We start from the raw sequence: 18,716 nt of genomic DNA on the forward strand, positions 1-18,716 counted from the left end.
CGGGGAGGCCCGATGGACAGGGTCAGCCGACGACGCGGCGCAGCTCCCCGCGGCAGTGCCGGTAGACCTCGACCGGGTCCTGTGTCCCGCCGCCCGCGGAGATCTCGCCCCACCGCTCCCAGCTCGTGCGCCACACCGCCACCGCCACCTCGGCGACCAGCAGCACGGCCACCGGGTCGTGCTCCCCGACCTGCTCGGCGACGCGTGCCCTCAGCCGTGCGGCCAGGTCCTTCTCCTGGGAGGCCGCGAGCGCCCGGAGGTCGGGTTCGCGCGCGAGGAGCCGGGCGACGCGGCGGTGCTCCTCCAGTCCGGGGTCGTTCTCCCGGTCCATCGCGCTCTCCGCGGCGGACTCGATGGCGCGCAGCACGGCCGCGGGCTCGGGGTCGGACGCCTCCAGGCCGTCGATCACACCGAGCAGCCGGTGCTGGCCGGGCAGGCCCGCCTGCTCCTTGGACTCGAAGTGCCGGAAGAAGGTGCGGGAGGAGACGCCCGCCCGCTCGGCGATCTGCTGGACGGTCGTCTCCCGGACCCCCTGCTCCTCGAACAGCGCGAGCGCCGCCTCGTGGATCTCCTGGCGCGTGGTGAGGCGCCTCCTGGCGCGCAGGTCGCGGGGGACGTCGTCGTTCATGCGGTCCTTCCTAGCACACGCGCCCGCGGTGACGATGCGCACACCGAGTTATGTCAGCTTACGACAACTTGGCACATTGTGACACTATCTCGGAGTTCGCCAACGAGAAGAAGGTGCCCATGACGCACGTCCGAAACCGGGACGAACCCCCGGCTGCCGAGACCCCCTCACCGGAGGGGGAAGGCCCTCGGCCGCCCGCGCGGGTCGCGCCGGTCATCGCCGTCCTGGCGGTCTCCGCGCTGCTGATGATCCTCAACGAGACCGTCCTCAGCGTGGTGCTGCCCCAGCTCATGCAGGAGTTCCGTGTCGAGGCCACCACCGTGCAGTGGCTGACCACCGGGTTCATGCTGACCATGGCCGTGGTCATCCCGACCACGGGCTACCTGCTCCAGCGGTTCACCACGCGCGCCCTGTTCACGGCCGCCGTCCTGCTCTTCCTCGTCGGAACCGCCCTGGCGGCCGTGGCCCCGGGCTTCACCGCCATGCTGCTGGCCCGGGTGGTCCAGGCGTGCGGGACCGCGATCATCCTGCCCCTGCTCATGACCACCACCCTCACGTCCGTGCCGGTCGCCCACCGGGGCACCGTCATGGGCCTGAACTCCGTGGTCATCTCCGTGGCCCCGGCCATCGGGCCCACGGTCTCCGGCGTCGTCGCCGACTCCCTGGGCTGGCGCTGGGTGTTCGGCCTGATGCTGGTGATCGGCGTGGTCACGCTGGTGCTCGGACTCGTGTTCATCCGCGTGGCCGACGAGACCCGCAGGGCGCCGCTGGACCTGCTCTCCGTCGTGCTCTCCGTTTTCGGCTTCGGTGGACTGGTGTACGGCCTGGCCTCCGTGGGCGCCGCGGTCGCGGGGGCCTGGCAGCCGCCGGCGGCACTGGTGGTCGGCGTCGCGGCCCTCGCGCTGTTCACGGTGCGCCAGGTGCGCCTGCAGCGGAGCGGAGCGGCCCTGCTGGACCTGCGCCCGTTCGCCGTCCACAACTTCCGGGTCTCCCTGGTGATCGTCGTCGTCTGCATGGCGACGATGCTGGGCACCGTCGTGGTGCTGCCGATCTACCTCCAGACCGCGCTGGGCCTCAGCATGCTCACGACCGGGCTCCTCCTCCTGCCGGGCGGCCTGGTCCAGGGCGTCCTGTCACCGCTCATCGGCCGGATCTACGACAGTGTCGGACCGCGCCCCCTGGTCGTTCCGGGCGCCCTCCTGCTGTGCGGCGGCCAGTGGTGGCTGGGCACGGTGGGGGCCGACACCTCCGCCGGACTCGTGGTCGCCATGCACGTGGTGTTCTGCACCGGCATGGCCATGCTGATGACACCGCTGATGACCCTGTCCCTCGGAGCGCTGCCGCGCAGCCTCTACGGGCACGGCAGCGCGATCATGAACACCCTCCAGCAGTTGGCCGGAGCGGCCGGCACGGCCCTGCTCGTCGCCGCCATGTCGATCGGCGCGGCGGCCGCGGCGGCCCTCGGCGGAGCCGGGGCGCAGGCGGTCGGCACACAGGACGCGTTCGTCATCGGCGGCTGCCTCGGCCTCGTCGCGGTGGTGTGCGCCCCGTTCGTGCGGCGCATCGGCCGGGACGGCGACCGGGAGGGCGCCGACGCCTGACCCGTGTCGCGCCCACGCCCCGGGCGGAGGGCCGGGCCCAGCCCTCCGCCCGGGGCGGGCGTCCCCCGGCACGGGGCGCACGGGGGCGGGAACGCGCCCCGGAGGAGCGCGGAGCGCGGCCCGGCGGCGGCCGGTATGCCCTCCCACCTGAGGAGATGCGATACTTCCGTGATGCACGACACTCCCGCGCCACTCGATCCCCGGGCCCAGCGCGCGGTCGTCGACCTGCTGGCCCGGGTGGAGTCGGGCGACCAGCTCTCCGCCGAGGACGTGCGCTCGCTCCTGGGGCCCGTGGAGGAAGGGGTGGTCGTCCGCGCGCAGCGGGCCGCCGCCGGGTTCGGCAGGCTGCGGCGTCGCGACGGCGAGCTGTCCGCCCTCATCGCCAGCACACGCGACCTGGTCGAGGTCCGCGACGTGCAGGCCCTGCTGCGCAAACTCGTGGACCGCGCCCACGACCTGGTCAGCACCGACGTCACCTACCTCTCCGTCTACGACGAGAGCACCGACGAGCTGTTCGTCCGTGCGAGCCGAGGCACGGTCTCCCCCCGCTTCCAGGGGCTGCGCGTCCCCGCGGGGATGGGCATCGCCAGCCGGGTGGTGCGCACCCGGTCGCCCCAGTGGACGGCCGACTACGGCGCGGAGCACGACCTCGACCGCGACCCCGAGATCGACGCCGCCGTGGGGGAGGAGCGCCTGCGGTCCCTGCTCGGGGTGCCGATGGCCGCCAACGGCGAGGTGCTCGGGGTCCTCTTCGCCGCGGACAGGTCCACGCGCTCCTTCGCCAGCGACGAGATCGCGCTGCTGTCGGCCTTCGCCGACCACGCCGCGGTCATCCTGCACACCGCCCGGCTGTTCTCGGCGGTGACCGACGCCGCCGACCGCGCCGAGGACGCCCAGTCCCGCGCCGAGCGCCACCTGGAGGCCATGAACGCCTCCGCCCGAGTCCACGAGCGGCTCACCGCCCTGGTGCTGTCCGGCCACGGCCCCCGCGAGGTCGCGGCCACGCTCGCCGAGTCGCTGGGGCGGCCCGTCGCCATCGCCGACCGGGAGCTGCGGCCGGTGGCCGCGACCGCCGAGGGGGGCGGCCGCTGGTGGACGCGGGGGCGGCTGTCGGCCCCGGCGGTGCGGGCCGCCGAGCGCAGCCGGGCCTCGGGCCACTGCGCCCCGGTCGGCGCCGAGGGACTGGACGTCGTCGCCGCCGCGATCGCGGGCTCGGAGCTGCTGGGCCTGCTGCTCGTGGGCGTCGGCCCGGCCCCGCTCACCGACGTGGAGCGCCGCACCATCGAGCGCTCGGGGCAGATCGTGGCCCTGCTGACCATGCAGCGCGAGGCCCTGACCGACGCGGAGGAGCGGGTGCGGGGCGAACTGGCGCTGGACCTGGTCTCGGGATCGGCCGACATGGACGCGCTGGAGCGGCGGGCCGCCGCACGCGGCATCGTCCTCGACCAGCCCTGGTCGGGGGTGGTGGTGCCCGTCCCCGACCGGGCGCGCCATCCGCTGCTGCGCGCTCTGTCCGCCGCCAGCCGCAGGTGGCTGGTCGCGGCCCAGGGGGAGGGCGTGGCGGTGCTGGTCCCCGGAGGCGACCCCGGCGAGGCGGCCCGCCAGGTCCGCCGCAGCCGGGGCGCGCGGGAGGAGGGGCCCATGCTCGCGGTCGCCTCCCGGGTCAGCGGCCCGGCCGGAATCGGCGCGGCCCTCGCCGAGGCGTGGGAGTGCGCCGGCCTCCTGCCCGCGCTGGGCGTGTCCGACGGGGCGCACGAGGCCGACGAGTACGCCCCCTACCTGGCGATGTTCGGCACCGACGGCGCCCGGGCGCTCGCCTTCGTCGACCGGATGATCGGCCCCGTCGTCGACTGGGACCGCGAGCACCGCACCGAGCTGGCCGCGACCATCGCCGCCTACGCCGACGGCGGCGGCAGCGTCTCCCGTGCCGCACGGGCCCTGTACGTGCACCCCAACACCGTCAAGCAGCGCCTGGAGAGGGTGACCGCCCTGCTCGGACCGGACTGGAGGGCCCCCGACCCGATGTTCCGGGTGGGCGTCGCCGCGCGCCTCCACCGGCTGCGCACTGCAGGAAACAGACATGTGAACGCGGCCCCCGTTGTCTGAACCGGACATGTCGTCCGTGTGACGTTCGCTGCTTACATGGACCGGACAGCAGTGACGCACCGCACACCGGTGCCCGTTCCACGGGGGAAGCACGCAGTGGCTCAGAACAGCAGGTTGACCGGGTTCCGCACGCTCACGGTCCAGGAGCGCCGGGAGGCCGTGGCGAGGGAGAGCGGCGTGGAGCCCGCCGTGTTCGACGCCCTGGAGCCGGGCGGGCTGGGCGTGGAGGCCGCCGAGCACATGATCGAGAACGTCGTCGGCGTCATGGGCATCCCCGTCGGCATCGCCACCAACGTGACCGTCAACGGGCGGGACGTGTTGGTGCCGATGGCCACCGAGGAGCCGTCCGTGGTCGCGGCGGCGAGCAACGCCGCCCGGATCGCCCGGGTGCGGGGCGGCTTCACCACCAGCAGCACCGGACCCGTCATGCAGGCCCAGGTACAGGTCGTGGACGTCGTCGACCCGGCCGGGGCCCGGCTGCGGGTGCTGGAGGCCCGCGACGAGCTGATCGCCCTCGCCGCCGCACAGGACCCCAAGCTCGCCGAGGTGGGTGGCGGGGTCCTGGACCTGACCGTGCGCACCGTCGAGGCGCCCGGCGCCACCTACGTCGTCGCGCACCTGGTCGTGGACGTGCGCGACGCCATGGGCGCCAACGCCGTCAACACCATGGCCGAGGCCGTGGCCCCGCGCCTGGCGGAGATCGCGGGCGGCCGGGCCGTGCTGCGCATCCTCACCAACAAGGCCGACCTGCGGCTGAGCCGGGCCCGCGCCGTCCTGGACGCCGAAGCCCTCGGCGGGGCCGAGATCGTGGACGACATGATCCACGCCTACCGGCTCGCCGCCGCCGACCCGTACCGGGCCGCCACCCACAACAAGGGCATCATGAACGGCGTGTCCGCCGTGGTCCTGGCCACCGGGAACGACACCCGCGCGGTCGAGGCGGGCGCCCACTCCCACGCCGTGAACGCCGACGGCGTCTACTCCTCGCTGTCCACCTTCGAGAAGAACGCGGACGGCGACATCGTGGCCACCCTGGAACTGCCGATGCCGGTCGGCCTGGTCGGCGGGGCGACCCGCTCCCACCCGGCCGCGCGCGCGGCCATCGCCGTCACGGAGGTGACCACGGCCCGGGAACTGGGCGAACTCGTCACCGCCGTCGGCCTCGCCCAGAACATCGCCGCCGTGCGCGCCCTGGCGGGCGAGGGCATCCAGCGGGGCCACATGTCCCTGCACGCGAAGAACATCGCCATCGCCGTCGGCGCCGCCGGCGGCGAGGTGGACCGGGTCGTGGCGGTCCTGATCTCGGAGAAGGCCTTCCGGCACGACCGCGCCGAGGCCGTCCTGGCCGAGATCCGGAGCCGGTGACGCACCGGACCCCGTGCCGGGGCGCGGCAGCCGCCGCCCCCGCACGCCCCCACCCGGCGCGGCGCCCGGGGCCGCAGGGCCCTCCGCGCGTCCGCCACCCTCAGTGAACGGAACCAACCATGTCCAACCTCCTGGAGATCTGGGGCGACACCGTCGACTCCCGGCACACGCTCGGCGCGATCGCGCTCGGCGTGGGCATCGCCACCCCCCTCTACCTGGTCGCCGACCTCTTCTTCTCCCGCGGCTCCGGCGACGACTCCCTGTCCGGGTCCTACGCCCTGCTCGTGGGCCTGGCCGGCTGCCTGATCGCCGGGTTCGTCGGCGCCCGCCTCTTCGCGCCCAAGCGCGTGGTCACCGAGCAGCAGACCTCCCGCGAGGGCCGGGCGGAGGCGATGGACGCCATCGAGGCCGAGTACGGGCCCCTGGGCGACCCCGGCGAGCTGCCCGGCCCCGTCCAGGACGAGATCCGCGCGCTGGGCCTGTACGAGGACCTGCGCGCGCAGCACGAGCGCCGCGGCGGGACGGTGGCCGAATGAGCCCCGAACTGCTCACCGACGCCGCCTGGGCCCTGGGCATGGGTCTGGTCGGCGCGATGGTCTTCGCGCTGATCGGACTGGTCTCGGGCACCGACGAGACCGCGACGGTGGCCCCGCTGACCCTCCTCGTGGTGCTGCTGGGCGTCCCCGCGCCCGGGGTGTTCACCTTCTTCATGGCGGGGATCGTCGCCAAGCACATCACGCACGCCATCCCCACCACGCTGCTGGGCATCCCCGGTGACACCATGGCGGTGCCGATGCTCAGGGACGCGCAGATGCTGCGCGAACTCGGGGTGCCGCACATCGCGCTGCGCAAGGCCATCTCGGGCGGTGTGGTCGCCGCGTTCATCTCGGTGCCGCTGGCGGTGCTGTTCGCCTGGCTGCTCAGCCCCTTCGCCGACACCATCGGCAGGGCGGCGCCGTGGATCTTCGTGGCCGCGGCCGTGCTCATCGCCTACACCTCCAAGGGCCGCCTGGCCTCCGTGCTGGCGCTGGTGCCGTTCGTGCTGCTGGTCGTGGGCCTCCAGGCCTTCGTCACGAACACCACCGGGACGTCCCTGTCGATCAGCTTCTTCCTGGGCATCGCGACCGGCCCGCTGATCGCCGACCTGCTCATGGCGCTGTCGCCGTCGGGGCGCGCCTCGCTGCGCCGGGAGGCGCCGCGCACCTTCGACCTGGCCCCGGACACCCGGACCTGGAAGGGGCGGCTGCCCAACCCGCTGAAGGTCCTGGACCGCAAGCAGCTGGGGTACACGAGCGCGGCGGCCGGTGTCTCCAGCGCGACGTTCGTGTTCTCCCCGGTGGCCATGACCGTGCTGATGGGCGAGATCGCCGGCGCGCGCATCAAGAACGGCTACCACCGGCTGACCTCGGTGATGTCGGTGCGCAACGGCACGACCGAGTCCACCTACATCGCCGAGACGCTGATCCCGCTGATCGCGCTGGGCCTGCCGCTCTCGCCGATGGCCGCCGGCCCGGCCGCGCCGCTGTTCAACGCGCCGCCCGTGTACACGGTGGACACCGAGACCGGTGCCACGAACAACCTGCACGACCTGCTGTCGGGCGGCGAGTTCCTGGTGTACGGGCTGCTGGGCGTGGCGCTGGCGTCGGCCGTGGCGTACCCCTTCGCGATGACCTACGCGCACCGCGCCGCCTCGTTCGTGATGCGCAAGGTCTCCCACGAGGCGATCATCGGCGCCTTCGCCGGTCTGATCATGGTGATCTGCCTGTACGAGGGCGGGCTGCTCGCGGTCGGCGTCACCCTCACGGTGGGCCTGGTCGGAGGGCTCCTGAACAAGTTCCTCAACATGCACACGGGTGTGCAGTTCATGGGCTTCTACGTGGCGGTCCTGACCGTCCCGGCCCTGCTGGCCCTGGTCGGCTGAGGGGTTCGGTCCGCAGGCCCCGGTCGCGATCACGCGGCCGGGGCCCCCGCATGCCCGGCTGCCGGCCCGGGGCGGCGCCGGGACCGGGGCCGCGGACACGTGGACGGCGGCCCGGGCGGGCGGGGCGGGTCGTTCCCGTCCGCGCGCCGTGTCAGGCTTGTCCCTCCGGGGAGGCGCGTCCCGCGCGGCGGGCCCCTCCCCGAGGCCGTGGAGCGTCGTACCTGAGGAGGGGCCCGTATGGGCGAGGACCGCATGCAGATCGGTGAGGTCGCCGAGCGCACGGGGCTGTCGCTGCGTACGATCCGCTACTACGGGGAGGTCGGGCTGGTGGAGCCGTCGGCGCGCTCCAAGGGCGGGTTCCGCCTCTACACCGGCGCCGACGTCGAACGCCTGCTCCTCGTCAAGCGGATGAAGCCGCTGGAGTTCAGCCTGGAGGAGATGCGCGACCTGCTCGGCGCCTTCGACGCCCTGGAGGCCGGCGGGGTGACGCCGGACGAGCGCGCCGGCCTGCTGGCCCGTCTTGACGCCTTCGGCGAGGCTGCGGCGGAGCGCTGCCGGGTCCTGCGCGAGCGCCTGGACATGGCGGAGGAGTTCGCCGGACGCCTCCGCGACCAGCGCGCCAGGCTCGACGGCGGCGCGTGAGGCCGCTCCACCGCGGGGCCGGGCCGCCCGTCGCCCCGTGAGTTCGGGCGGGCCGCGCCGCCCATGGGGCCGCGGCGCCTGCGGCACCGGGCGTCCGGCGCGGCCGCCGTCCCCCTCCTGCCTCCAGGCCGTGCCGGTGACACACTCCCGTCGCGTGGGGCGTGGGGCGTGGGGCGTGGGGCGTGGGGCGTGGGGCGTGGGGCGTGGGGCGTGGGGCGTGGGGCGTGGGGCGTGGGGCGTGGGGCGTGGGGCGGTAGGGACAGCGGGTGGCGGTGTGAGGGCCGTCTCAGTCCCGACACAGGATTCAACCCTTACGTGAGAGTAGAGTTGAGGCGAGCAGGGTCGCCGCGAGGAACCCCCGCGCGCGTTCGACCCGATCCCGGTGGATCCGGACCGCCTGCCGCCGCGCGCCGACCCGGGCCCCTGCCGTCCGGCGCACCGCCCCCGCGCGCCGATGCCGCACCCCAGACCTGCACGCAGCGGTCCGCGCCGCGGGCCGCCCGAATCGGACGGGTTCCATGAATCTGCCTGTGAAGAACCCCTCGAGGGCTCTGTTGTCGAAACTCCCCGGCGGCGCCCAGCTGCGTGCCGACGTGATGGCCGGACTGGTCGTCGCGCTGGCGCTGATCCCCGAGGCCATCGCCTTCTCCATCATCGCGGGGGTCGACCCCCGCGTGGGCCTGTACGCCTCCTTCGTCATGGCCGTGTCCATCGCCTTCCTGGGCGGGCGGCCGGCGATGATCTCCGCCGCCACGGGGGCCATGGCCCTGGTGGCCGCGCCGCTGTCGATGGAGCACGGCGTCGACCACCTCATCGCCGCCACCATCCTGGCCGGGGTCGTCCAGGTCGCCCTGGGCCTGCTCGGCGTCGCCAAGCTGATGAGGTTCGTGCCGCCCAGCGTGATGACGGGGTTCATCAACGCCCTGGCCGTCCTCATCTTCCTGGCCCAGATGCCGCACCTGGTCGGGGTCGGCGTACCGGTCTACGTGATGGTCGCCGTGGGACTGGGCATCATCTTCGGGCTGCCGCTGCTCACCAAGGCCGTCCCGGCCCCGCTGGTCGCCATCGTCGTGCTCACCGTGGCCGCGATCGGCCTGGGCATCCCCGGCCGGACGGTCGGCGACATGGGGCAGCTGCCCGACACCCTCCCGGTCCCGCTGATCCCGGACGTGCCCTTCACCCTGGACACGCTCGTCCTCATCGCGCCCTACTCCCTGACCCTCGCCCTGGTGGGGCTGATGGAGTCGCTGATGACCGCCAAGGTCGTCGACGACCAGACCGGGACCACCTCCAACCACGCGCGCGAGGCCCGCGGACAGGGCATCGCCAACGTCCTGGTCGGCTTCTTCGGCGGCATGGCCGGCTGCGCGATGATCGGCCAGACCATGATCAACGTCAGCTCCGGAGCCCGCACCCGCGTCTCGACGTTCCTGGCGGGGGCGTTCCTGCTCGTGCTGTGCGTCGGGCTGGGCGACCTCGTGGGGATGATCCCCATCGCCGCCCTGGTCGCGGTGATGGTGTTCGTGTCCGTCGTGACCTTCGACTGGCACAGCATCGCCCCCGGGACGGTCAGGAGGATGCCCTGGACCGAGACCCTGGTCATGGTCGTCACCGTCGCCGTGGTCGTGGCCACGCACAACCTGGCCCTGGGCGTGATCGTGGGCGTGGTCGTGTCGATGGTGACCTTCGCCGGAGGGGCCGCCATGCAGGCGGGCGTCACCAGCGTGCTGGACCCCGAGGGCGGCACACGCGTGTACTCGGTCAACGGCGAGGTGTTCTTCGCCTCCACCGGGGCGCTGGTCGACCGGTTCGACTACACCGAGGAGGGGGTGGAGAAGGTCGTGGTGGACATGACCGGGGCCCACGTGTGGGACTCCTCGGCGGTCGCCGCTCTGGACCAGGTGACCGAACGCTTCCGCAGACACGGCGTGGAGGTGGAGATCAACGGTCTCAACGAGCCCAGCGCACACCTGCACAAGGAGCTGTCGGGCAGGCTCCCCGCCGGGCACTGACCGGGCCCCGGAAGACGGACCCGTCCCGGGGCGGCGCCCCGGGACGGATCTCCGGGGGCGCCGCCGGACGGGCCGACGGTGTGGGTAACCTCGTGGACGTGGCCACGGCAACCGCGACGACGATGAGGCCGCTCTGGACCAGGGCGGTCCTCGTCGTGCTGTCGGCCCTGGGCCTCGTGGCCGTCCTGCTGTGCCATCCGCACGCGGCTCCGTCCGAGGCCTCCGCCGCCTCCCCGCCCACTGCGGGCGGGACGGCCGCACACGCGGCCCCAGTCCCCGACGCACCGCACGCCGACGGGCACGGCACCTGTGACGAGGACGCGGACGTCGTGGCCGACCAGCGCGGCGGGTCCCTCTCCGCGTCCGCCCTGCTGGGCCTCGGCGTCTTCGCGTTCGCCGGCCCGCTCCTCCCCGCGCCGCGCCCGGTCGGCGGCCACCGTCCGCCGCGGCGCCGCCGGGGGCTGCCCCTCGCGGGCACGAGAGCACTCGTGTCCCTGTGCGTCCGCCGGGTGTAGACCGGCCGAACGGCAGCACCTCCGAGCACGCGCGCCCGCGCGTCCGCCCGCGGCCCCTCGCGACCTGAGGAGCGCCGGGCCGGCGCGCCCGGCCGCACCTCGGGCACCGCCCCCGGACCTTCGCCGACCCCGGCGCCGGTGCGGTGTCCGCGGCGCCCGCTCCGGAGGCGCCGCCGCCCCCGGCCCGCGGCCCGCGCCGCGCAGGCCGCGACGACGCCTTCTGTTCCGCAGCGCTCCACGGAGCGCGCCACCCCATGACGAGGCCGACATGGACGACCACCGCCCCCGAGGACCGCGCGGAGCACGCCGCAGGGGGAGGCCGGCGTGACCGCGCCCGACGCGGCCGGCCCGAACACGCCGAGGGCCCCTGCCGGGGCCCGGCGGCGGTCGGCGGCGCGCCCGCGACCGAAGCCCGCCCGGCTGCGGCTCCTGCTGACGGCCGCGCTCGTGCTGGGCGTGGGCGCGATGCACACGCTCGGGCACGTGTCCGAGGGCCACCACGGCGGCGGACCCGCGCCGACGGCCGTGGCCGCGTGGCAGGGCGGTGCCGCCGACGCCGACGCGTCCCCGGCGGCCGCCGTCCCGGAGCGGGCGGCGCCCGGCCCCGGCGTCACCGAGCCCCCGCCCACGGACCCCACGCTGATGTGCCTGGCGGTCCTCGGCCTGGCGGCCGTCCTCCTGGGGGTCGCCACGGTGGCGTTCGCCCGGTGGCCCGGAACGCCCTCGCGCACACCGCCGTCGGTCCGGCGGTCGGCCGGGCCCCTGCGCCGGCCCCCCGACCCGCCCTCTCTCGCCCGGTTGCAGGTGCTCCGCATATAGGAGCCACGCGGACGGCGCCCGCGGAACCCGGTGCGCCGTCCGGCCGACACCTCTGCAGCGACGCCGCGCCGGCCCGGTCCGGGCGCGCGGCGACAGGACCACACGGAAGAGAGAAGGACCGACCATGACCGAGAACAAGCGCACCCTCGCCTCGGCGGCGGCCGCGGTCGCCGCAGCCCTGCTCCTGGCCTCGTGCGGCGGAACCGGCGACGGCCCGTCGCCGGAGGCGGCCGACCGGGGCGCGGCAGCGTTCAACGGGGCGGACGTGGAGTTCGCCCGGATGATGATCCCGCACCACCGCCAGGCCGTGGAGATGTCGGAGCTGGCCGAGGCGCGGGCGGGTGAGGACGTCCGTGCGCTGGCGGAGGAGATCGAGGCGGCGCAGGGGCCGGAGATCGACAGGATGAACGGCCTGCTGGAGTCGTGGGGCGAGGACACCGGCGCCGGGGACCACGCGGGCATGGACGGCATGCTGTCGCAGGAGCAGATGGCCGAACTGGAGCGGGCCGGGGGCGGGGCCTTCGACACCCTGTTCCTGGAGCTGATGGTCCTCCACCACGAGGGGGCCGTCGCGATGGCCGAGACCGAGCTGGAGGAGGGCGCCGACCCCGAGGCCCGGGAGCTGGCGCAGGAGATCGTCGACGCGCAGCGGTCCGAGATCGAGCTGATGGAGACCATGCTCGGCGGCGCCGGTGGCGGCGACCGGGACGAGTCCTCCGGGAGCGGGGAGCACGGCGGTCACTGACCGCGTCCACGCGGGCGCCGGGCGACCGGCCCGGCGCCCGATCGGCTTTCGGAGGAATCGGTGGGAAGAGTGAGTACGAGACAGAGGACGCGGCTGTCGGCCGCGACGGCGGTCCTGGCGGTCATGGCGGCCGGGTGCGCGGCGGAGGGGCAGGAGGGGGCCGACCGTTCGTCCGGGACGGCCGCGGCAGGCGTCGCGCTGCCCGGGGAGGTGTCGCACGTGCACGCCGTGGACGTCGATCCCGAGAGCGGCGACATCCTGGTCGCCACCCACGAGGGCCTCTACGTCCTGCCCGCCCCGGGCACGGGGGACGGGGCCGCCGAGGCGCGCAGGGTCGGTCCGGCCATCGACCTGATGGGGTTCGCGGTCGCCGGACCGGGGCGCTACGTGGCGAGCGGACACCCCCGTCCGGGGGTGGACATGCCCGACCCGGTGGGCCTGATCGAGTCCCGCGACGGCGGGTCGACCTGGCAGGCGCTGTCGAGGGCGGGGCGGTCGGACTTCCACGCCCTGGCCGCGACGCCCGACAGGGTGGTCGGGTTCGACGGCGCCCTGCGCGCGACGGAGGACGGCACCACGTGGGAGGCACTCGACGAGGGCGTCGAACCGTTCTCCCTGGGGGTGGCCGACGACGGCCGGACCGTCGTGGCGACCACGCGGGGCGGGCTGGTGCGCTCGACCGACGGCGGGTCCGGATTCTCCGCCGTCGACGGGGCGCCGCTGCTGGCGCTGGTCGACTGGGTCCCGGGGACGGACACCGTTCTCGGGGTCGCGCCGGACGGCGGCGTCCACCGCAGTGAGGACGCCGGCGCGTCGTGGGAGCCGGCCGGACGGATCGACGGCGGGGCGCAGGCGCTCCACGCCGATGCCGACCAGGTCGTCGCGGTGGCCGGTGACCGGGTGGTCCGGTCCACCGACGGCGGTTCCGTCTTCGGTTCCTGGTGAGGGCAGGGGGCCGCGGTCGCACGCGCGGCGACCGCGGCCCCCGTCCCCCGCGGCCCGGCCCCTCCGCCGCCCCGTCCCCCTCGACCGGGGTCCGCGCTCCGTGGCCCCGGGACCGGCGTCCGGGGCCGGTGGGGCCCTTCGGGACAGCCCGGCCCCGGGGCCCGTGCCCTGTGCGGGAGGAGCGGCCGCGGGCCGGGCCCCGGCCCGCGCCCTACAGGTACAGGCCCGCGCCCGTCCACGCGGTCCCGTGCCCGGGCAGGCCGGCGGGCACGTCCTCCGGGGCGAGCGTGCGCAGCACGTCCCCGTCGCCCAGGTCCAGCCCCGCCACCCGCTCCGCCTGGGCGCGGGCCGTCCGCTCGAAGAGGTCCTCCGCCAGACGGGCGTTGGACGGGGACTCCGGCCGCCCCCGCAGCAGCAGTCCGCGCACGGCCCCGGCGGTACCCGGGGCCAGGCGGAACCCCGCCTCCCGGGCGAGCCCGGAGAACACCTCCGCCAGGTCCTCCTCGGACAGGTCGGCGAAGCGCAGCCTCCGCGTGAACAGCGCGTCGAGCTCCGGGCGCGCTTCCAGCAGGCCCGGGAGCCCCTCCGCGGAGCCGGACACGACCACCATCAGGTCGTGCCGGTGCACACCCGTCAGGTGCACCAGTTCCCGCACCGCCTCGTCCACCGACGCGTCGGCGCCGGGTCGGGCCAGCACCGTGTGCGCCTCCGCCAGGAACAGCACCCCGCCCAGCGCCGACCGCACCGCCGACGCGGTCAGCTGTGCGCTCTGCCCGGGCATCGCCCCCAGCAGTTCCTCCCGTCCCACCCGCACGACATGTCCCGACGACAGCAGCCCGCGGCGGCCGCACACCGCTCCGGCGAGCTCGGCGAACGTCGCCCGCCCGGTACCCGCGGGGCCGAGGAGCGCCATGTGGTCGATCGCGCCCGACACGGTGATCCCCGCGGAGCGGCGGGCCTCCTCCACCCCGGCCCGCGCGTCCAGCGCGCGCAGCTCCCGCCGGGCCGCCTCCTGGCCCACGAGCCGCTCGGCGGAGGCCAGGGGGTCCTCCTGCGCGGGGGCGCCGACCCGGGCGCCCGCGCTCAGGGGGAGGTCGCAGGGCAGCAGCTCGCGCAACTCGTCGGCCGACCGCTTCCGGCCGTCGGTGATGCGCTCGGCCTGCAGGGCCGTCGCACGCTCCAGGAGGTTGCGCACCAGCCGCGCGTTGCCGAACGCGTGGTCGCGCCCCGTGGCCCGCAGCAGGCGGCGCACCCGGTCGGCCGTGCCCGAGCCGAGCGCGAACCCGGCCTCGCGCGCCATGACCCCGAAGATCTCCGCGAGCTCGTCGTCGGTGTAGTCGGGGAAGGAGAGGTGACGCGGGAACCGCGACGCCAGGCCGGGGTTGGAGGAGAGGAACCGCGCCATCTCCTCCGGGTACCCGGCCACCACCACGACGAGGTCGTCGCGGTGGTCCTCCACCAGGCGCAGCAGCGTCGCGACCGCCTCGGCCCCGTAGTCGTTGGTCGAGGTCGAGGAGGTGAGCGCGTACGCCTCGTCGACGAACAGCACCCCGCCCAGCGCGCCGCGCACCACACGCTCCACCTTCGGCGCCGTCTGCCCGATGTACTCGCCCACCAGGTCGCCGCGAGAGACGTCGACCAGGTGCCCGGACGACAGCAGGCCCAGTTTCGCGTAGACCGCGCCGAGCATCCGGGCGACCATCGTCTTGGCCGTGCCCGGGCTGCCGGTGAACACCATGTGCCGTGCCGGCGCGGACACCGGGACCCCGGAGGCGGCGCGCAGCCGGTCGGCCTCGGCCTCGGCCGCGTACAGCCGCACCTCCCGCTTGACCGCCTCCAGGCCGACGAGCGCGTCCAGCTCGGCCAGCGGGTCCTCCGGGACCCTCGACGTCCCCCGTCCGACGGGGACCGCGGCGACCGACTCCGGGGTCTCGGGCAGGTCCTCGGCCAGCAGGCGGCGCAGCCGGTCGGTCTCGCCGTCCGAGGCGTCGGAGCCCGCCCCCAGACCCGCCGGAGAACCGGCGGGCGAGGCCGCCACCCGGACCGCCTGCCGCGACAGGGCGCGGTCCAGCAGCATCCGGGCCGTGCGGGCGCCGGCGGAACCGCGGCCGCGCGCGAGGCGTTCCAGCAGCCTCCCGGCCTTGGCCACGGTTTCCGGGTCGGCCTCCAGGCCCCCGTCCTCCACCATGGCGGCGAAGATCGCGGTGAGCTCCCCGCCGGTCGGCTCGCCGAACGACAGCCGTCGGCCGATCCGGGCGGCCAGCCGCGGGTGGGCCGACAGCAGGCGGCCGAGGGACTGCTCGGTGTCGGCGAACACCACCACCAGTTCGTCGGCGTGCTCGTCCATCTTGCGCGCCAGCGCCGCCAGCGCGTCGGCACCCGGGTTGCGCCCGCTCTCGGTCCCGGCCAGCGCCGCCGCCTCGTCCACGAGCAGCACGCCGCCCAGGGCGCCGCGCACCACCTGCGCGACCCGCTCGGCCACGCCGCCGGAGTGGTCGGCCACCAGGTCGGCCCGTCCCACCTCGGTCACCCGGCCCGTGCGCAGCAGTCCCGCGTCCGCGTAGAGCGACCCGATGATCCCGGCCACCGTGGACCTGCCCGTGCCGGGGGACCCGGCGAACACCATGTGCCTGCCGGGGGCGGCGACCGACAGCCCGGCGTGTGCCCGGCGGCGCGCGGTCTCGGCCTCGGCGGCCACGGCCCGGACCTCCCGCTTGACCTCCTCCAGGCCGACCAGCGCGTCCAACCGCTCCAGCGGGGTGGGGCCGAGGGCCGGGTCCGCGGTGCGCGGCCGCGCGGCCTGCTCCGGCCCGTCCGTGCCGGGCAGCCCCGGAACGGTCACGGGCGTGCTCGGCGGCCGGCAGTAGCGGCGCAGGTCGGTCTGGAACCCGCTGACCGGAAGGGGGCTGCTGAACCGGTTGGACTTGCGCACCTCGTTGCCGCTGGAGCTCAGGGCCAGCGCGCAGCGCGTGCCCATGTCCAGCCAGGTCCGGCAGGTGTCGGCCTCCCCGGCCACGACGCCCTGCCACAGCCAGGTGCGCACCCGGTCCTGCCACGCGGACAGGTCGAACGCCTTCCTGCGCCCGGCGAAGTCCGCCGACAGCTCCCGGTACTCGCCGGGGTCGAGGAGGGAGCTGGTCATCGGCGGCAGGCCGTACAGGCGCAGGCCCAGGCACAGGTCCACCAGGGTGTCGGACAGCGACGGGACGTTGTGTGCGACCGCGGCCAGCCGCGCGTGCGCGGGGGCGAACCTCTCGTGGGCCCAGGCCAGGAACCGCGCGGGCGGCGCGAACTCGGGGATGCGCGGGAAGTGCTCGGCGTCGATCGCCGCCGCCCAGGTGGTCCGCAGGTCGCGGGGGCTCGCCGACATGTCGAACTCCAGGTCGGCGGGGTGCGCGGCACGCCGGTCGAGCAGGTCTCGCCAGGCCCGGCGGCGCTCCTCCCAGGGCTCGACGCCCTCGGCTGCGTCCAGGACGTCGCCGATGAGGGCGAAGGCGGTGCGGCGGTGCTCCCGCTCCTTGGCCACCTCGATCAGGCCGTAGCACGGCGGCATGGTCAGGGTGTCCAGGAGCCACTGGTGGGACTGCGACGTCAGGTTGTCCGCGGTGGAGTGGCGGCCGATGAGGATGGAGGGCATGCGCGAGCTGCTGCCGCCGACGACCCGCAGCGGTCCCTGGAGGGTGACCAGGTGGTCGACGACGTCGCCCCGGAGGCGCTTGTGCCGCTGCTGCTCCGTCCCGGAGGGCTGCCCGGGCGGGAACTCCCGGCCGCGCGGGTCCTCGATGACCAGGTCGAACAGCTCCACGAGTTCGTCGACGAGCCGGTTCGGCACCCGCCACGGCCCGTACTCGTAGATGTCGAGGACGGGTTCGTCGGTGAGCAGCAGTTCCAGGTGCTCGGGCAGACGGATCGCCGACACACGGACTCCTTCGGGGGAGGGGGCGGGACAGGCGTTGACGCCGTGTGAGGATACGGTCCTGGTTACCGGGGACGACAGACATTTTCCGCCTGTGCCGGGGCGGCGACCCCGCCCGCGGCCGCCCGTGCGGCACCGCCCGGACGGGAGCGCCCGCGGCCCGCTGCGGCTGTACCCCCCGAGGGTACGGTCCGGCCCTCCGCGGTCCCGCGCGGGCGGGGGAGGGACCCCCGCCCGCGCGTGCTCACCGGGGCCGGGTCACTCCTCGTCGGACTCCTCTTCCTCCTCCTCGGCCTGCTCCTCCCCGTCGGAGTCCTCGCCGATCCCGTCCACGACCTCGGACACCACGTAACCCGCGGCCAGGCCGCCCACGACACCCGCGGCGGCCCCGCCGACGACGCCGAGCATGCCGCCGCCGCGCTCCTCTTCCTCCTCGTGGTACCGCTCCCCGTAACCGTGGTGCTGTCCGCCGAACAGCTCGCGGTGGCGCCCGAGCGACTCCTCGATCCAGGAGTCCAGCGTCCCCGCCCAGTCCAGGCGGTCGGCGTCGTGGTGCCCGACACGGAACCCGCTGTGCACCTCCCCGCCCTCGGAGAACATCCCGCCGCGGCGGTCGAACTCCACCACCGCCGACACGCCCTCCGGGTCGGGGACGAGCGCGATCTCGACCTCGCCGATCTCGTGGGCGTACCGCTCGGAGGGGTGGAACTCGAACTCCTGGAAGAACGGGTACTCCTGCGCCGTCCCCGCCAGGTAGCCGCCCTCCACACCGGTGGACCCGAGCCCGAACCCCAGCTGGGCCAGACCCTCCAGCACGCGCTCCTGCACGGGCAGCGGATGGACGTGCAGCCGGTCCAGGTCGCCCTTGTCGGAGGCGCCGTCGACCACGACCTCGGTGCGCAGGCCCACCAGGACGCCCGGCAGGGGCCCGCCCCCGGCCTCGGTGAGCGGTGTCTGCCACGGGATGCCGAAGGCGAAGGGGACGGACAGGGTCTCCCCGGCGGCCAACCGGACCCCCGAGGCCACCGGGACCCGGGCGAACTCCACGCCCTCGTGCTCGTCGCCGTCCTGGGCGCTGACGACCAGGGCCAGGACGATCTCCGCGATCTCGGCGTCCCCGTCCCCGCCGCTCAGCTCGACGCGCCCCTCCAGGGCGGAGCCGGGACGGGTGTGGGGGTTCTCGACGACGGTGTCGATGCTGAGCCCGCCGATACCGAAGGCCGCGAGCAGACGTTTGAAGACCATGGATTTCCTTCCGGGAGGGCCGCGTGCGTGGGATCGCCCGCGGGCGCGGGCGCCGAACGGCTCGTCACGTCCTGCGAACGCGGGACCTCCCGGCCCGGTTCCGCCGGGGGAGCGGCGCTTCCGGGGACCGCCGCTTCGGGGACGTCCCAAATGGGAACGGGGCGGCGGCCGGGGCGCGCGGACCACGCGCGACCTGGGCGCCGCCCCGTTCCCGTGCGGTGGGAAGACGGTGGAGGAGCCGGACCGGAAACCGCGG

The 18,716-nt window shown here is 75.2% G+C and carries 14 protein-coding genes; 11 read left to right on the forward strand and 3 right to left on the reverse strand.

Annotated elements, in window-relative coordinates; translation table 11 throughout:
* Positions 1 to 22: 22 nt before the first annotated feature.
* Positions 23 to 628, reverse strand: a complete 606-nt coding sequence (locus ABZ234_RS14930) for a helix-turn-helix domain-containing protein (protein ID WP_355012389.1) — start codon at positions 626 to 628, stop codon at positions 23 to 25.
* Between the two features lie 119 nt (positions 629 to 747).
* Here ABZ234_RS14930 and ABZ234_RS14935 point away from each other — a divergent pair, with 119 nt between their 5' ends.
* The 11 genes from ABZ234_RS14935 to ABZ234_RS14985 all read left to right on the forward strand — a co-directional run bounded on the left by ABZ234_RS14935 (position 748) and on the right by ABZ234_RS14985 (position 13,299).
* Positions 748 to 2,229 carry an MDR family MFS transporter gene (locus ABZ234_RS14935; protein ID WP_355012390.1) on the forward strand — a complete coding sequence of 494 codons (1,482 nt, stop codon included), beginning with the start codon at positions 748 to 750 and terminating at the stop codon, positions 2,227 to 2,229.
* Positions 2,230 to 2,400: 171 nt separating this feature from the next.
* Positions 2,401 to 4,335: a GAF domain-containing protein gene (locus ABZ234_RS14940; RefSeq protein ID WP_355012391.1), complete on the forward strand. Its 1,935-nt coding sequence runs from the start codon at positions 2,401 to 2,403 to the stop codon at positions 4,333 to 4,335.
* Positions 4,336 to 4,431: 96 nt separating this feature from the next.
* The gene (locus tag ABZ234_RS14945; protein ID WP_267945647.1) at positions 4,432 to 5,700 is read left to right on the forward strand and encodes a hydroxymethylglutaryl-CoA reductase, degradative; all 1,269 of its coding nucleotides are present in this window, start codon (positions 4,432 to 4,434) and stop codon (positions 5,698 to 5,700) included.
* Between the two features lie 119 nt (positions 5,701 to 5,819).
* Positions 5,820 to 6,236 carry a hypothetical protein gene (locus ABZ234_RS14950; protein WP_344178710.1) on the forward strand — a complete coding sequence of 139 codons (417 nt, stop codon included), beginning with the start codon at positions 5,820 to 5,822 and terminating at the stop codon, positions 6,234 to 6,236.
* Complete coding sequence (locus ABZ234_RS14955) at positions 6,233 to 7,621, forward strand: tripartite tricarboxylate transporter permease (protein ID WP_344178708.1); 1,389 nt, start codon at positions 6,233 to 6,235, stop codon at positions 7,619 to 7,621. The genes ABZ234_RS14950 and ABZ234_RS14955 overlap by 4 nt, the downstream gene beginning before the upstream one ends.
* A gap of 237 nt (positions 7,622 to 7,858) precedes the next feature.
* On the forward strand, positions 7,859 to 8,263 hold the full coding sequence (locus ABZ234_RS14960) for a MerR family transcriptional regulator (protein WP_352985917.1): 405 nt from the start codon (positions 7,859 to 7,861) through the stop codon (positions 8,261 to 8,263).
* A gap of 518 nt (positions 8,264 to 8,781) precedes the next feature.
* The gene (locus ABZ234_RS14965; RefSeq protein ID WP_355012392.1) at positions 8,782 to 10,275 is read left to right on the forward strand and encodes a SulP family inorganic anion transporter; all 1,494 of its coding nucleotides are present in this window, start codon (positions 8,782 to 8,784) and stop codon (positions 10,273 to 10,275) included.
* A 98-nt stretch (positions 10,276 to 10,373) separates the two neighbouring features.
* A complete protein-coding gene (locus ABZ234_RS14970) occupies positions 10,374 to 10,790 on the forward strand; it encodes a hypothetical protein (protein WP_355012393.1) in 417 nt (138 codons plus the stop codon).
* 324 nt (positions 10,791 to 11,114) lie between these two features.
* Entirely contained in the window at positions 11,115 to 11,609 is a 495-nt protein-coding gene (locus tag ABZ234_RS14975) for a DUF6153 family protein (protein WP_355012394.1), read from the forward strand.
* Between the two features lie 124 nt (positions 11,610 to 11,733).
* Entirely contained in the window at positions 11,734 to 12,354 is a 621-nt protein-coding gene (locus tag ABZ234_RS14980) for a DUF305 domain-containing protein (protein ID WP_355012395.1), read from the forward strand.
* Between the two features lie 69 nt (positions 12,355 to 12,423).
* Positions 12,424 to 13,299, forward strand: a complete 876-nt coding sequence (locus tag ABZ234_RS14985; protein WP_355012396.1) for a F510_1955 family glycosylhydrolase — start codon at positions 12,424 to 12,426, stop codon at positions 13,297 to 13,299.
* 211 nt (positions 13,300 to 13,510) lie between these two features.
* Here the strand turns inward: ABZ234_RS14985 and ABZ234_RS14990 are convergent, their stop codons facing one another.
* The gene (locus tag ABZ234_RS14990) at positions 13,511 to 17,218 is read right to left on the reverse strand and encodes an AAA family ATPase (RefSeq protein WP_355012397.1); all 3,708 of its coding nucleotides are present in this window, start codon (positions 17,216 to 17,218) and stop codon (positions 13,511 to 13,513) included.
* Between the two features lie 255 nt (positions 17,219 to 17,473).
* Positions 17,474 to 18,460, reverse strand: a complete 987-nt coding sequence (locus ABZ234_RS14995; RefSeq protein ID WP_355012398.1) for a sporulation protein — start codon at positions 18,458 to 18,460, stop codon at positions 17,474 to 17,476.
* Positions 18,461 to 18,716 lie beyond the last annotated feature (256 nt).

The sequence above is a fragment of the Nocardiopsis sp. NPDC006198 genome, assembly GCF_040613895.1.
Classification (GTDB): domain Bacteria; phylum Actinomycetota; class Actinomycetes; order Streptosporangiales; family Streptosporangiaceae; genus Nocardiopsis; species Nocardiopsis tropica.

Coding starts and splice junctions, on each gene's coding strand:
- ABZ234_RS14930 (WP_355012389.1), bottom strand. CDS start 628: ATGAACGACGACGTCCCCCGCGACCTGCGCGCCAGGAGGCGCCTCACC.
- ABZ234_RS14935 (WP_355012390.1), top strand. CDS start 748: ATGACGCACGTCCGAAACCGGGACGAACCCCCGGCTGCCGAGACCCCC.
- ABZ234_RS14940 (WP_355012391.1), top strand. CDS start 2,401: ATGCACGACACTCCCGCGCCACTCGATCCCCGGGCCCAGCGCGCGGTC.
- ABZ234_RS14950 (WP_344178710.1), top strand. CDS start 5,820: ATGTCCAACCTCCTGGAGATCTGGGGCGACACCGTCGACTCCCGGCAC.
- ABZ234_RS14955 (WP_344178708.1), top strand. CDS start 6,233: ATGAGCCCCGAACTGCTCACCGACGCCGCCTGGGCCCTGGGCATGGGT.
- ABZ234_RS14960 (WP_352985917.1), top strand. CDS start 7,859: ATGGGCGAGGACCGCATGCAGATCGGTGAGGTCGCCGAGCGCACGGGG.
- ABZ234_RS14965 (WP_355012392.1), top strand. CDS start 8,782: ATGAATCTGCCTGTGAAGAACCCCTCGAGGGCTCTGTTGTCGAAACTC.
- ABZ234_RS14980 (WP_355012395.1), top strand. CDS start 11,734: ATGACCGAGAACAAGCGCACCCTCGCCTCGGCGGCGGCCGCGGTCGCC.
- ABZ234_RS14995 (WP_355012398.1), bottom strand. CDS start 18,460: ATGGTCTTCAAACGTCTGCTCGCGGCCTTCGGTATCGGCGGGCTCAGC.